13 protein-coding genes are annotated in these 12,760 nt (G+C 72.0%); 7 read left to right on the forward strand and 6 right to left on the reverse strand.

The genetic code is table 11. The features are described 5' to 3' along the window. Window positions 1-29: 29 nt before the first annotated feature. A complete protein-coding gene (locus ABT048_RS07525; RefSeq protein WP_350520368.1) occupies window positions 30-752 on the reverse strand; it encodes a GntR family transcriptional regulator in 723 nt (240 codons plus the stop codon). Window positions 753-799: 47 nt separating this feature from the next. On the opposite strand from ABT048_RS07525, the gene ABT048_RS07530 reads away from it, so the two are divergent. The 3 genes from ABT048_RS07530 (at window position 800) to ABT048_RS07540 (ending at window position 3,148) form a co-directional block, all read left to right on the forward strand. After that, a complete protein-coding gene (locus ABT048_RS07530) occupies window positions 800-1,243 on the forward strand; it encodes a VOC family protein (RefSeq protein WP_350520369.1) in 444 nt (147 codons plus the stop codon). Beyond that, window positions 1,240-2,001, forward strand: coding sequence for an SDR family NAD(P)-dependent oxidoreductase (locus tag ABT048_RS07535; RefSeq protein WP_350520370.1), 762 nt, complete (start codon window positions 1,240-1,242; stop codon window positions 1,999-2,001). The genes ABT048_RS07530 and ABT048_RS07535 overlap by 4 nt, the downstream gene beginning before the upstream one ends. 397 nt (window positions 2,002-2,398) lie before the next feature. After that, on the forward strand, window positions 2,399-3,148 hold the full coding sequence (locus ABT048_RS07540; protein WP_350520371.1) for a hypothetical protein: 750 nt from the start codon (window positions 2,399-2,401) through the stop codon (window positions 3,146-3,148). Between the two features lie 70 nt (window positions 3,149-3,218). Here the strand turns inward: ABT048_RS07540 and ABT048_RS07545 are convergent, their stop codons facing one another. Together ABT048_RS07545 and ABT048_RS07550 are read right to left on the reverse strand one after the other, a co-directional pair. After that, window positions 3,219-4,064: an RNA polymerase sigma factor gene (locus ABT048_RS07545; RefSeq protein ID WP_350520372.1), complete on the reverse strand. Its 846-nt coding sequence runs from the start codon at window positions 4,062-4,064 to the stop codon at window positions 3,219-3,221. Window positions 4,065-4,412: 348 nt separating this feature from the next. Beyond that, on the reverse strand, window positions 4,413-5,168 hold the full coding sequence (locus ABT048_RS07550; protein WP_350520373.1) for a hypothetical protein: 756 nt from the start codon (window positions 5,166-5,168) through the stop codon (window positions 4,413-4,415). Between the two features lie 293 nt (window positions 5,169-5,461). On the opposite strand from ABT048_RS07550, the gene ABT048_RS07555 reads away from it, so the two are divergent. Further along, window positions 5,462-6,550: a vWA domain-containing protein gene (locus ABT048_RS07555; protein WP_350520374.1), complete on the forward strand. Its 1,089-nt coding sequence runs from the start codon at window positions 5,462-5,464 to the stop codon at window positions 6,548-6,550. 155 nt (window positions 6,551-6,705) lie between these two features. Here ABT048_RS07555 and ABT048_RS07560 read toward each other — a convergent pair whose 3' ends face one another. Continuing rightward, window positions 6,706-7,542 carry an alpha/beta hydrolase gene (locus ABT048_RS07560; protein ID WP_350520375.1) on the reverse strand — a complete coding sequence of 279 codons (837 nt, stop codon included), beginning with the start codon at window positions 7,540-7,542 and terminating at the stop codon, window positions 6,706-6,708. 301 nt (window positions 7,543-7,843) lie between these two features. Next, window positions 7,844-8,470 (reverse strand): class I SAM-dependent methyltransferase, encoded by a 627-nt coding sequence (locus ABT048_RS07565; RefSeq protein WP_350520376.1) that lies wholly within the window; start codon window positions 8,468-8,470, stop codon window positions 7,844-7,846. 421 nt (window positions 8,471-8,891) lie between these two features. On the opposite strand from ABT048_RS07565, the gene ABT048_RS07570 reads away from it, so the two are divergent. Continuing rightward, window positions 8,892-9,314, forward strand: a complete 423-nt coding sequence (locus ABT048_RS07570; protein WP_350520377.1) for an RICIN domain-containing protein — start codon at window positions 8,892-8,894, stop codon at window positions 9,312-9,314. 893 nt (window positions 9,315-10,207) lie between these two features. On the opposite strand, the gene ABT048_RS07575 is transcribed toward ABT048_RS07570, so the two are convergent. Next, window positions 10,208-10,669 carry a MarR family winged helix-turn-helix transcriptional regulator gene (locus tag ABT048_RS07575; protein WP_350520378.1) on the reverse strand — a complete coding sequence of 154 codons (462 nt, stop codon included), beginning with the start codon at window positions 10,667-10,669 and terminating at the stop codon, window positions 10,208-10,210. Here ABT048_RS07575 and nadC point away from each other — a divergent pair. Continuing rightward, window positions 10,668-11,636 carry a carboxylating nicotinate-nucleotide diphosphorylase gene (nadC, locus tag ABT048_RS07580; RefSeq protein ID WP_350520379.1) on the forward strand — a complete coding sequence of 323 codons (969 nt, stop codon included), beginning with the start codon at window positions 10,668-10,670 and terminating at the stop codon, window positions 11,634-11,636. The genes ABT048_RS07575 and nadC overlap by 2 nt on opposite strands. A gap of 163 nt (window positions 11,637-11,799) precedes the next feature. Next, the gene (locus ABT048_RS07585) at window positions 11,800-12,669 is read left to right on the forward strand and encodes a PhzF family phenazine biosynthesis protein (RefSeq protein WP_350520595.1); all 870 of its coding nucleotides are present in this window, start codon (window positions 11,800-11,802) and stop codon (window positions 12,667-12,669) included. The last annotated feature ends 91 nt before the right edge of the window (window positions 12,670-12,760 follow it).

Genomic DNA, 12,760 nt, shown 5'->3' on the forward strand with positions numbered 1-12,760 from the left:
CCCGCACGCGCGCTCCCGCACGGCGCCCTTCAGGGGGACGCCGTCGGCTCCGTGGGCGGCTGACCGGTCGTCGGCCGGTCCGCCAGCAGGGCCAACAGGCTGCGGCGAGCGGTGTCGACGTGTTCGGCGGCCAGCCGGTCGAGCTCCTGCTCGTCACCGCCCGCCCGCAGCAGCCGGGCGAGTTCGCGGTGCTCGTCGACGACCAGTGCGCGGTACCCGCCCTGGGCGAGCGAGACCCGCTGCAGCTGGAAGAGGAACACCTGGGACCGCACGGCCTGCCAGGCGGCGGTGAGGCGGCCGTTCCCGGCGGCCTCGTAGATCCGGTCGTGGAAGGCCATGTCGAGGGCGAGCAGCCGCGGGACCCCGGCGCCGGCGGCCAGTTCGGCGGCCATCTCGTCGACGAGCCGGTCGAGTCGGTCGAGCTGGGCCGGCGTCGCTCGGCTCATCGCGGTGACGGCGGCCAGCCGGTCGAGCGCGGCGCGGACGCGGTAGACCTCCTCGACGTCGACGGCGGTCGCCGCGACGACGGTGGTCGGCCGGTGCCAGCCGGTGCGGATCAGCCCCTCGCGCTGCAGCTGCGCGAGGCCTTCGCGCACGGCCCCGCGGCTCACGCCCAGCGTTTCGGCGAGCTCGACCTCGCGCAGCGGGGAGCCGGGCGGGTAGTGCCCGTCGAGGATCGCGTCGCGGACCCGGTCGGCGACCTCGTCGGCGAGCCCGCGCCGGACCGCCTTCCGCAGGGGTTCATCGTTCATGTCCGAATGTTGACATTGGATGGGTGCCGGGATCAAGGTGGGGAACCATGACTCGTCCTGCCTTTCATCTCGCCATCCCCGTCGACGACTTGGCCCGCGCCCGCGTGTTCTACGGCAGCGTGCTCGGCCTCCCCGAGGGCCGCTCGACCGACGGCTGGGTCGACTGGGACCTCCACGGCCACCAACTGGTGACGCACCTCGTCGCCGGCTCCCGCACCGAGGCCGGCAGCTCCCGCCCCGAGCCCGCCGGGCACGGCACCGTGGACGGCCGCCCCGTCCCCGTACCGCACTTCGGGCTGGTGCTGGACGTCGACGCCTTCCAGGTCCTCGCCCGGCGACTGACCGAGGCCGGAACCGCGTTCGTCGTCGAGCCGTCCCTGCGCTTCGCCGGGCAGCCCGCCGAGCAGTGGACGATGTTCCTGCTCGACCCGGCCGGGAACGCCCTGGAGTTCAAGGCGTTCCGCGACGAGACCCGGATGTTCGCCCGATGAGGGGCGTCCTGGTGACCGGCGCCTCCCGGGGCATCGGCCGAGCGGTGGCGCAGGCGTTCGCCGCCCGGGGCGACCGCGTCGCCGTGCACTACGCGACGGACCGGCAGCAGGCCGAGCAGACCCTGGCCGCGCTGCCCGGCGACGGGCACGTCCTGGTCGACGGCGACCTCGGCGACCCGTCCGCGGCCGAGCGCATCGCCGAGCACGCGGAAGAGGCGCTCGGCGGGGTCGACGTCCTGGTCAACAACGCCGCCGTCGCCACCTCGGCGGCGAACGCCCACCCGGTGGCCGAGGTGTCGTACGAGGACTGGCAGCGCGTCTGGCGGCGGATGGTCGACGTCAACCTGCTCGGCGCCGCGAACCTCGGCTACTGCGTGGCCCGCCGCATGATCGCCCGCGGCGCACCCGGCCGGATCGTGCACATCGGCTCGCGGGGGGCCTTCCGCGGCGAGCCGGACCACCCCGCGTACGGCGCGAGCAAGGCCGCGCTGCACGCCCTCGGCCAGTCCCTGGCCGTCGCCCTGGCCCCGCACGGCATCTCGGTGACCTCGGTCGCCCCCGGGTTCACCGCCACCGACCGGGTTGCCGACCGCCTGGCCGGCCCGTCCGGGCAGGCCCTGCGCGCCCAGAGCCCGTTCGGCCGGGTCGGCACCCCGGAGGAGGTCGCCGCGGCCGTGCTCTACCTGGCTTCGCCCGAGGCCACCTGGGCCTCCGGCACCATCCTCGACCTCAACGGGGCGTCCCACCTGCGCCTGTGAGACGCCGGCGGGCCGGTGTGTCGCAGGGCCGCTGGAGGCCTGGTGGGGGCCGCTGCAGGGCCGGTGCGGGGTCGATGTCGCCGAGCCGCTGTGGGGTCGGTGCGGGGCCGCTGTGGGGTCGGTGCGGGGCCGTCGGCGAGCTCCCCGGCCCCCGCTCCGGCACGATCAGGCGCCGTCCGCTGTGCGGCATCGCCGCAGGCGCTGCGAAGTCGGTGACACCAATGCGCCGGCCGATGCCACCGCGAGGACGTCCCTCCTGGCCGCGTCGGCCGTTATACCGGACGGCGCCTGACGGCGGCCGGCTCCCGTGCCGCCGCTCGTGCCGCCGCGCGGACCCCGGTCCGGGCGGCGGCACGGGCGCCCGCCGCATACCGAACTGCCGGGGAGGAAAGACCAGTTGTCCCACAGCCCCGCGCGCGTCGCCGCGCAGACCACCACCGCGTTCGCCCTGCTCACCTGTCTCCTGATGATCCGTCAGGACAACCCGGCGGCGCCGCGGACGCAAGCACCGCCACCCGCCACGACCGTCGGCCCCGAGCAGCCCGCCGGCCACGGCGGAGCCCTGCTGCGCGAGCCGGACGACCGGACCGGGAGCCCGTCCGAGCAGCCGGCCGCCCGACTGCGGGCCGTACCTCCGGAGGCCGAGCCCCGGCAGCCGAGCGGATTCGGCACCCTGACCTCCTGGCCGGCGTCGCTGCGCATGGCGGCGGCCGGGGTCGACGCCTCCCGCGCGGCCGAGGGCGCCGCGGTGGTCGCCATACCGGAGAGCGGAGAGGACGGCCAGGAATGGCTTGTCCGGCCCGCCCCCGACGGCGAGGTGACCGTCCGCTCCCCGCTGGCGAGCACCGACGACGACGCGGGCGGGCCCCTCCTGCTCACCGCCGACCCGGACGGCTCGGTCTACCTCTCCCGGGAACGGCCCGACGACGGGCAGCAGGACGCCGGCCAGGGGTGGCGCGTCGAGGACGACCACGCGCCCCTGCGACCCCCGGAGCCGGGCCCGTCCGATGGGCGGACCTCCCTCCGGCTGCGGCTCCACGCCCACCGGGGCGGCTGCCTCGTCGAGCAGGGATACGGCGAGCGGCTCGCCGTCGGCGGCTGCGACGACCCCCGCGCCTGGTGGACCGCCGAGGGGCTGACGGGCTGACGGGCTACGGGCAGGCGGGCAGACGGGCGGCGCCGGCCCGGGCAGGCACTGCGGCCGGTGGAGAGCGCGGTCAGGGTGGTCCTCCTGCCCCTCGGGGTTCGCCGCCGCCCGTACGGCGCCCTTCCGGGCCACCCGCGTCACCGCGGTTCTCGGGGGGCGCGCTCCGCCCGTCCTCCCGTCCGTCCTCCCGCCCGTCCTCCCGCCCGTTTTCGTGCACGGCCGTCGCCCGGACCGAGAACGCCACCAGGCCGACCAGCGACACGCCCCCCAGCACCGCACATGCCCACGGCGGCCCGGCCTGGACGAGCACTCCGAGGACCCCGAAGGCGACACCCGTCGCCAGGACGAAGTCGATCGACACCGAGCCGCGGTCGCGGTCCGCGACCGTCATCGCCTCGTCCACGGTGTGCCCCAGGGCCGCCAGTTCGGCGACGCGTTTGCGCACGCGCAGGGCGTGGACGCGCGCGGTCGCCGGGCGGCAGCCCAGCTGCTCGGCGATCTCGGTGAAGTCCCAGCCCATGACGTACCGGAGGTAGGCCACCTGTTGCTGCCGCTGCTGCGGCATCCGCCGGATGAAGGCGGTGACCTCCCGCGCGGCGGCGAAGTCCTCGGCGTCGGCCGCCGGCGCGGCCGTGCTCCAGCGGACCGCCCCCTGCTCGGCGTGCTGCGCCGGTTCCCCGTGCGCCCGGCGTACCGCCGCCGGGACGCACCGGGCGATCCGGCGCCGGGCCACCGTGTAGAGCCAGGCCCAGGGGATCCTGACGGTGTCCCAGACGCGCAGCGCCTCCTCGAAGGTGTCCTGGACGACGGCCTCGACGTCGGCGTCCCGCTCGGACAGGCCCAGCTCGGCGGCCTGCCGGCGCGTCGCCCGCAGGAGCCGGCCGTGGTACAGCCGGTATGCCTCCTCGAACGGCATCGTGGGCTCCCCGCTCACCGGGCCCCGCCCGACGCCGGCCTGTCCGACGCCGGCCTGTCCGACGCCGGCTCGGCGCGGGCCGGCCGGGCGCGGGCGTCGGCGGGTTCCGGCACCGCGGGTACGGGGCCGTGGAGCAGCAGGGTCAGGGGATCCATCATGCGGTGTGCCTTCCGGGGTCGGGCCGCCCTCGGCGGGCTCCCGGTCCGGGTGCCTGGGCGGCTGCCCGGAAGTGGCGTTCGCAGGCCCGGGCGTTTACCGTCCGGGCCGCGCTGTCCCACGGGAGGCCGACCCGGGTGGGGGTCCGGCGCAGGCCCCCGCAGGCCGCCGCAGGCCGCCACGGGCATCTCCTCAGAACTGGATGTCGGGCGCCTGGAGGACGATGCGCAGGCTCTCGGCCGCGCGATCCACCTCGACCTCGTAGCGGAGCCAGACGTTCTGCAGGTTCTCGTCCGATCCGTCGGTCACCATCACCCACAGCAGCAGGCCCCAGGCCACCGCCGGGTCGTGGCCGTCCACCTGGCCCCCGAAGCCGACCGGGACGGCGACGCCGATCCGGGACGGCGGGTCCTGGCCGAAGTCCGGCGGGGCGAAGTCGGACGCGTCGTTGCCGGCCAGGACGACCGGGGTGTCGATGACCTTGAGCCAGTGGATCTCGACGCCCTCGACGATCCGTTCGAGCGCGACGGCCAGCCACTGGCGGACGGCCGTCTCCGGGTCGGTCAGCCAGCCCAACGGCCCGTCGGGGTCGGTCGCACGGGTGAGGTCGTCCTGGGGCGGGCCGAAGTGCTCGTTCTCGACGGGCCCGCCGATGACGTTGCCGTCGCGGTCCACCTCCCACCAGCGCCGGATCGACTCGGGCGGCGCCCAGGTCTCCGTGGAGTACTCGCCGGCGACCTCGTAGATCCAGGATCCGCCCTGCCCGACCAGCTCCGGCGGCAGGCCCGGCAGCGCGTCCCGAGGCACGCCCGGCGATGCGTCCTGCGGCGCGTCCTGTGGTGCCTCCCGCGGGGGTGCGTCCTGCGGTTCCTCCCGCGGCGGCGCGTCCTGGTGCGTGTCCTGCGGTGCGGCAGCCCGGTCCCGGTTCTTGCGGCTGAAGATCCCCATCCCTGGCCCTTCCCCCCTCGACGCGTTCCCCCTGACTTCCGGTGATTCTGCCCCAGGATCCGCTCCGCGGAGCGGAGTTCCCGGAATTCGCTTCCCGGGAGGTCCCGCGGCGCGTCGTGGAAAGCACCTCGGAGAGTCGGATCCATTCGCCCGGCGGTCTTCGGATGACCGGACGAACTCCCAGGTCAGGGCCGACTGTCAGTGCCTCGCCGTAGTGTGTAACCAACGTCGGAGGGGCGCGCTGGAAGGCGCCGGAAATGGCGTCGAAAAGCGTGTTGGAAAAGGGGAGAAGCATGTCCGCGAACAGGATCAAGCACAAGGTCAACCACGTTTCGCTCGTGGTCGACAAGTCCGGCTCGATGCGCCAGCACGAGGCACAGCTCATCCGCGTGGTGGACGAATTCGTGAAGGGCCTCCAGGAGGAGTCCGACCGGCTCGGCCACGAGACCCGGATCAGCCTCTACGCGTTCGACCACCAGGTGCACAACCTGGTCTGGGACATGGACGTCAAGCACCTGCCGTCCCTGCGCGGCCTCTACAAGGTCGACAACGGCGCGACGGCGCTGATCGAGGCGGCCGTGAAGTCGGTCGACGACCTGAAGAACATCTGGGAGGGCTACGGCGAGCACTCCTTCCTCCAGGTCGTCGTGACGGACGGCGAGGAGAACGCCTCCGGCTACTCGGAGGTCGGCTCGATGCACACCCGTATGGGCGGAGAGGGCAAGGTCGTCCTGAAGACCTGGATGGGCCGCATCAAGGGCGCGATGGACGACCTCCCCGACCACTGGACGTCGGCGATCCTCGTCCCGAACTCCCTGGCCAAGCGCACCGCCCAGGAGTACGGCTTCCCCGCGGGCAACATCGCGATCTGGGACGCGGACTCCACCAAGGGCGTCGAGGAGGCCATCGGCACCGTGAAGACGGCCGCCACCAGCTTCCTGCGCGGCCGCGAGAAGGGCGTGCGCGGCACCCGGAACCTCTTCACCATGGGTCAGGACCTCAGCAGCGCCGACGTGACGGCCAGCCTCGACGCCCTGGACGCCGGCAAGTACATCCTGGTCCCGGTCGACGAGGCCATGCCGATCCGCGACTTCGTCACCGGTTCCGGGCACACCTACAAGACCGGCTGCGCCTACTACGAGCTGTCCAAGCGCGAGAAGATCCAGGGCCGCAAGCAGCTCGCCGTCGCCGAGAAGGACCCGGTCACCGGCCGCATGACGGGCAAGGTGTTCTCCGGTCCGGCGGCCCGCGCGCTCCTCGGCCTGCCGGCCTCGGAGGTCGCGGTGAAGCCCGGCGACAACCCCTCGTACACCGTGTTCGTCCAGTCGACGTCCGTCAACCGCAAGCTCGTCCCGGGCACCAAGCTGCTGGTCATGCTCTAGGGTCCGACCGGCGCCGCGAGCCCCGAAGGTGGAAGGCCTCGGCAGTACCGCCCCGAGGGCCACGGCGCTCCTGACCGCACGCCGGTGTCGGACGGTGCTCGTCTCCGTCAGGACACCGGGCGTGCTCCGTCGGGGCGCCACGTGGAACGGGTGGGTCAGGACTCGTCGAGCTCTCCGGGCGTGGGCGCCAGGGCCCAGTCGAGCGCCAGGTCGGCGACGGCCTCCCAGCCGTCCTCGCCGCAGGTGTAGTGGCTGCGGCCGTCGAAGAGCTTGTAGGCGGTGATCGCCTGGGAGTGCTTGGCGTTCCTCTCGTAGTTCTCGTGCTGCACGGCCGGGGGCAGGATGTGGTCGTTGCCGCCCGCGATGAAGAGCAGTGGGGCGCGGTCGTCGTTGGCGAAGTTGTACGTGGTCGCCGCGTGCGGGGTGACGGCGGCGAAGCCGCCCTGGAAGAGGATGCGGCCGGAGACCGGGACGGAGTAGCGGTCGTAGACCGCCTTGGAATCCTCCTCGGTCAGGTTGTTGGTGAAGGCGTAGTGGAACTCCTTCTCGGTGATCGGCACCGCGCGGCTCTTGTTGGCCGGGTTCTTCAGCACCGGGAAGGTCGCCTTGATCTCGCTGAACGGCAGCGCCTTCACGCCCTTCACCCCCGCGCCGTCGATGGAGACCCCGGCCGAGCCGTAGCTGGCGTCGAGGAGGAGCTGGACGAAGGCGCCGCCGAAGGAGTGGCCCATGATGATCGGCTTGGTGTCGAGCGCCTCGACGAACTCCGAGAGGTGGTCGAAGACCTCCCGCACGCCGAGCCCCGCCAGCGGGGACGGGTCCCTGCGGAGCGCGTCGACGCCTTCGGGGCCGGGCCGGATGCCCGGGTAGCCGGGCGTGAGCACGTTCATGCCGCGCGCCTCGTAGCGCGCGACCCAGTGCTCCCAGGAGAGGGGTGTCATCCAGAGGCCGTGAACGAGGACGACCGTGTCCGTCTCTGCGTGCTGTTCCATGTGCCCGATCCGAATCCTCTGGGCGCGGCGGCCCCCGCACTCCGCCGGCACCTGCTTCGGGCCACCGGTCCGTGGAGCGGCGGCCGGCCGGTGCTGTACCGGTTCCTCCACGCTATTCGGACGCCGGGGAAAGCCACCTGACTGCCCCGCTGCCGTTCCGGGCCGAAACGCCCGTCCGGGCTAAGTGGTCGGCTCCGGAAGTCCTTCGGGGGTGATCACGCGGCGAGGCGGAACGAGGATCCTTCCCGAGCTGGTCCGGCGGCACCGTGGCCCGAGGGAGAGTCGGCCAAGTGTCACCTGTTCACACTGCGGTTCGCCGAGCCCAGAACAGGACGTGGCCGCTCTTCCCCTCGGGCACGAACTCTTCGTGGACCACGTCGAGGCCGGCCTTCACGAGCCAGGAGCGGTTCGTGGCGGCGTCCGCGTGGCTCCACCACATCGCGACCCCGCCGCCGAGCCAGTCCTCATCAGTCCCGGTCCAGGCCTGGTGCCCGGTGGTGCCCAGGAACCATCCCCCCGGCCGAAGCCAGGAAGCGATCCGCTCCAGCAGGGCGGGCTGTTCCTCCAACGGAATGTGGATCAGCGCATACAAACAGACCACAGCATCGAAGCTCTCCTGCGGAAGCTCCAGAGCCGTGGCGTCAGCCCGGATGAAGTCGGCATCCGGCACCAGTTCCCGGGCCCTGCGGATCTGCACCTCGCTGATGTCGACACCAGTGACGCGGTGACCGGCCGTGACAAGCGAGCGGGCCACCGGAACACCGGTCCCACACCCGACATCCAAGACCGTGGCCGTATCCGGGATCCGGTCAAGCAGCTGCCCGATCCACGAGCCGTACTTCGTCTCGCTGCCGAATGCGCGCTCATAGCGCGTCGACAGCAGGTCATACCCGCGCCGGACCAAGTCCTTGGGATCTTCTACGTCCACGCCGCCGCACGCTAGTGCCCAGAGGTCCCCAGCGCGACGCCTTTTCACCAGCCTGCCACGTTTCAGCAGGGACACCCCTCGCAGCATCGCCAGGCTGGCGATACGGTGGTTAAGGCGGCTATGCCAACTACGGCCGAAGCGACGTGGCCGAGCTGCCCCAGTGCTCGATCTACCGGAACCCTGACATCGCCTTAGGTTTGACCGGATCAGCCGCCACGTCGAATTTCCCTCATTCTCACGAGAGGGGACAGCGATGAACAGGCGAATGCCGGGCCGAAGAATTATTCCAAGACTGGCAGCAATCCTGATCCTGTCCGGAGGTCTAATCCCTCTCTCGGCAACATCCGCCAACGCCTACCCGCCAGCCGGCTGGTTCCAAATACGGACCACTGTACGAGACCAAATTGGTTCCGTCCGCGCCATGGATGTGCTGTCAGAAACGTTCCAGGTCGACGGAACCATTCGCTTGAACGGGCCCTCCATAACGGATCAGCAGCGCTGGAAAGCTCTGCTCGTGTCGGGCGATATAGGCGACGTCAAGCTCGAAAACAGGTTGACCGGGCAATGCATCAGCTACGCGAACACTGTTCATCCTCTGATCGTTCTGACCCCGTGCAACGGGCCACAAACCGTGTTCGAGGCGGTGCCGGTCGGGGGCGGCTGGGTATTCCAGAGCAAGGAGGTGTTCGGCGACTTCCCTGGATTCCCTGGATTTAAGGTCTGCCTAGAAGCCCAACCGGGCTTTGGCCCACACTTCGGCCACGTAATCCTGCAGGATTGCGAAGTCGGAGCCCCGTACGACCCCCTCGACATCTGGAATGCCGTACCGATTCCTCCGGATTGACACCGCGTGAGCCCACGCCCCTTGTCGGCTGTGGCTACTTGTGGGCAACGCGGCCCCTTCGCCGCACGACTCCGGAGGCAACCCCGGTAGCGCGGGCTTCGTGGTGCATGGGCGAGGGAGGCGGGGCGATTGGATTACCCAGTGCGGCCACGTCAGGTGCGCCGCCGACATTCTGTACAGCGGACCAGCCAGGCGTCCGAACGTGAATCACGCTCGGGACTGGCAAGCGGCCTGTCCTTCGGTACGTACGAGTAGCGCGGGCAGGAGCGGCAGCGGACCGGAACCCACGACAGGTCGCTGTCGTCCTGCAGTGCACGTCCGGCCGGCTGCCTCCACTCGGGTCGCATCCACGATGGCCATTCGCTCAACAACTCATCTGTGCGCGGGAGTTGGGAGATGCTGAGCCCGACAAGCTGCCGGCCGCCGCCGACCCGGTGTCCGGTCTCGACCTTGCGCCCCAGCCCTGCGCGATGAGGTACCCCCCGACGTCGGAGGGCATCACCACCTGCATGCCCGCCCCGACCGGGGTCCGGTCGATCCGGAGCCCGGTCAGCAGTTCAACGAGCACAGGTCCGAGCGGCACGGCCAGGCCAGCGCAGATCAGCCACTCCGCCTCACTCTGCGGAACCTCGTAGGTCTCCCCGTGCGACGACTCCGGCAGAATCGCCGCTCGCCAAGTCAGTGACGCAGGCGCGCCTCGGATCCGTCGATGCGCAAGGTGCAGTTCTTGAACACCTGCAGGACAGGCTGGCCGCTTCCGACCGGAGCCAGTGTGAGGCCCAAGTCCCGTGATCAGCGGCGCCCGAGGCTGGCGACCGCCGCCACGACCAGGGCGATGAACATGAGGGCGGGGACCAGCGGCCGCGCCTCGGAGCGCTCCGGGGTGGGCCCCGTCACCGCTTCGGGGCTTCGCGGTCCTGGCTTTCGAGCTCTGCCAGGTGCGCCAGCGCCGGAAGTGCCGCCATCAGGGCCTCGACCTCGTCGTCGGCGAGGTCGTCGACCAGCCGCGCGAACGCATCGACGCCCGACTGGTGCCGCGTCTGGACGGACGACGCGCCGGCCTCGGTCAGGCACACCAGCGTGACCCGCTTGTCGGAGGCGTCGCCCCTCCGCTCGACCAGTCCGGACTCCTCCAGGACCCGGACCAGCACGGTCATCGCGGGCTGGGTGACACCCTCGATCGCGGCCAGATCGGTGATGCGTCGCGGGCCGGTCCTGTGCAGGGTGGCCAGGGTGGCGGCGGACGTGATGCTCATGTCGCGCGGAAGGCGTCTCACGGTCGTGGTGGCCAGCCCGTAGAGGGCCGACCCGATCGCGGTGGAAGCGCTACCAGTGGTGTCTTGACGGCGGCTCATGCGTGAAGCATACAATATTTATATGAATGCTTTATATATCTCTAGCCCCGAACGCGGTGCCCCGGCCCCGCACCCGGCGCACCATGCGGCGGTCGCCGTCGGCACCATGGCGGACGCCGTGCGCCGCGCCCTGGCCGAGGACCGCGCCGAGGACGACATCACCACCCGCTGGGCGGTGCCGGACGGCACCCACGCCCAGGCGCGCGTCGTCGCCCGCCAAGACGGCGTGATCGCCGGCACGGCGATCCCCGCCGAGGTGTACCGGCAGCTCGGCAGCGACGTCGTCGTGACCGAGCACGTTCAGGACGGCGACCGCGTCCACACCGGGCAGGACCTGCTCACGCTGGCAGGACCCGCACGAGAGATCATCACCGGCGAGCGGACGGCTCTGAACTTCCTGCAACGCATGTCCGGCATCGCCACCACCGCCGCCGCCTTCGCGGAAGCGGTGGCCGGGCTTCCGGTACGGATCCTGGACACCCGCAAGACAGCGCCCGGGCTACGAGCGTTCGACAAGGCCGCGGTCGCCGCCGGCGGAGCGGGCAACCACCGGCTCGACCTCGCGGCGATGGTCCTGCTCAAGGAGAACCACATCGCCGCGGCGGGCGGCGTGAGCGCCGCGATCGCGGCAGTGCGCGCGTGCAACACGCGGGGCGTCGCCGTCGAGGTGGAGGTCGAGTCGATCGCCCAGGCCGTCGAGGCGCTGCGCGCCGGAGTCGAGTGGATCATGCTGGACAACATGTCCATCGAGGACATGCGGCACATCGTGGCACTGCGAGGGTCGGAAGGGCCCCGACTTGAGGCGTCCGGATCCATCACACTGGACACGGTCAGGGCCGTCGCGGCGACCGGAGTCGACGCGATATCCGTCGGTGCCCTCACCCACAGCGCGCCGGCGTTCGACCTCAGTCTGCTGCTGACGCCGACGGCACCGGCGGATGGCGGACACTCGGCAAGGGTCGGATGAGGCCGGGCCTCCGCCTGCGCGGACGGGCTGGAACGCCCGCCGTGGCCGGCGGCGGGCGCGTCCTGTCCCGTGACGGTCGGGTCGTCGCCCACGAAGCCGGAATCAGGACGTGGTGAAGGCGTGGTCGGCCGGGCCTGGCGGGAGTCGTCCAATACCCGGGCCGATGCCCTGGCCTGATGTCACGGTGGTCGATGCGTGCGTGCGGCGCGACGGCCGGGGCGGCAGTCCCACGGCCGTCACCGACGACGACCCCGCGGCGACGGACGCGGACCGGCGTGCGGTCGCTGCTGCGGCCGGCACCTCGCACGCGGCGTTCCTCGGCCCGGAGCGGACGCCGGACGGTGGCCGGCCGGTCCGGTTCTTCACCGCCACCGCCGAACTGTCCGGCTGCGGCCATGGCACCGTCGCCGCGCAGGCCGTCCGGTTGACCCGCACCGCGCTGGGCGAGCTGAACGACCGCCAACACACCGGCGGGCGCACGTTCGACACCGTCGCGATCCGCCGCCCCACCGGCGTCGAGGTGTGGTTCGACCAGGGCCTCGTCGCGCTGCGCCACCCGGCACCGGACGAGCGCGCCGCGATCGTCGCCGCGCTCGGGCTCACCGCGGACGACCCGCATCCGACCGACGCGCCACGGATCGCCGCGCCCGGCGCACCCCGCATGCTGGTACCGGTCCACGACCGGTCGGCGCTGCTCCGCGTCCGCCCGGACCTCGGCAGGCTGACAGCGGCGTGCCGTCGGTACGGGCTCCTCGGCTGTTTCGTGTACGTGCCGCCGGTGGGCGACCGGCCGGGTGCGGCGCGGATGTTCGCGCCGGCGATCGGTGTCGACGAGGACGTCGCCAACGCCAACAGCACCGGCTGCCTGGCCGCCCACCTGCTCGACACGACGGGCGCGCAGACGGTCGCGATCGAGGTGGAGCAGGGTGACACGCTCGGTCGACCGGCCAGCGTGCTCGCTTCGGCCCGACGCGGGCCGGCGGGCATCACGACCCGGGTCGGCGGGTTGGCGGTGGTCCGCGGCGGACACTGAGGCGACGCCTGGGGTGTTCCTTTCCGATCACCGGATCGTCGGTCTGGTCGGGCCGTTGGCTGGCGCGCAGTGGGCGTGGACAGAACCGTTG

The sequence above is a fragment of the Kitasatospora sp. NPDC096140 genome (assembly GCF_040303045.1).
GTDB lineage: Bacteria > Actinomycetota > Actinomycetes > Streptomycetales > Streptomycetaceae > Kitasatospora.

Coding starts and splice junctions, on each gene's coding strand:
- ABT048_RS07525 (WP_350520368.1), bottom strand. CDS start 752: ATGAACGATGAACCCCTGCGGAAGGCGGTCCGGCGCGGGCTCGCCGAC.
- ABT048_RS07530 (WP_350520369.1), top strand. CDS start 800: ATGACTCGTCCTGCCTTTCATCTCGCCATCCCCGTCGACGACTTGGCC.
- ABT048_RS07535 (WP_350520370.1), top strand. CDS start 1,240: ATGAGGGGCGTCCTGGTGACCGGCGCCTCCCGGGGCATCGGCCGAGCG.
- ABT048_RS07545 (WP_350520372.1), bottom strand. CDS start 4,064: ATGCCGTTCGAGGAGGCATACCGGCTGTACCACGGCCGGCTCCTGCGG.
- ABT048_RS07550 (WP_350520373.1), bottom strand. CDS start 5,168: ATGGGGATCTTCAGCCGCAAGAACCGGGACCGGGCTGCCGCACCGCAG.
- ABT048_RS07555 (WP_350520374.1), top strand. CDS start 5,462: ATGTCCGCGAACAGGATCAAGCACAAGGTCAACCACGTTTCGCTCGTG.
- ABT048_RS07560 (WP_350520375.1), bottom strand. CDS start 7,542: ATGGAACAGCACGCAGAGACGGACACGGTCGTCCTCGTTCACGGCCTC.
- ABT048_RS07570 (WP_350520377.1), top strand. CDS start 8,892: ATGGATGTGCTGTCAGAAACGTTCCAGGTCGACGGAACCATTCGCTTG.
- nadC (WP_350520379.1), top strand. CDS start 10,668: ATGCGTGAAGCATACAATATTTATATGAATGCTTTATATATCTCTAGC.
- ABT048_RS07575 (WP_350520378.1), bottom strand. CDS start 10,669: ATGAGCCGCCGTCAAGACACCACTGGTAGCGCTTCCACCGCGATCGGG.
- ABT048_RS07585 (WP_350520595.1), top strand. CDS start 11,800: ATGCCCTGGCCTGATGTCACGGTGGTCGATGCGTGCGTGCGGCGCGAC.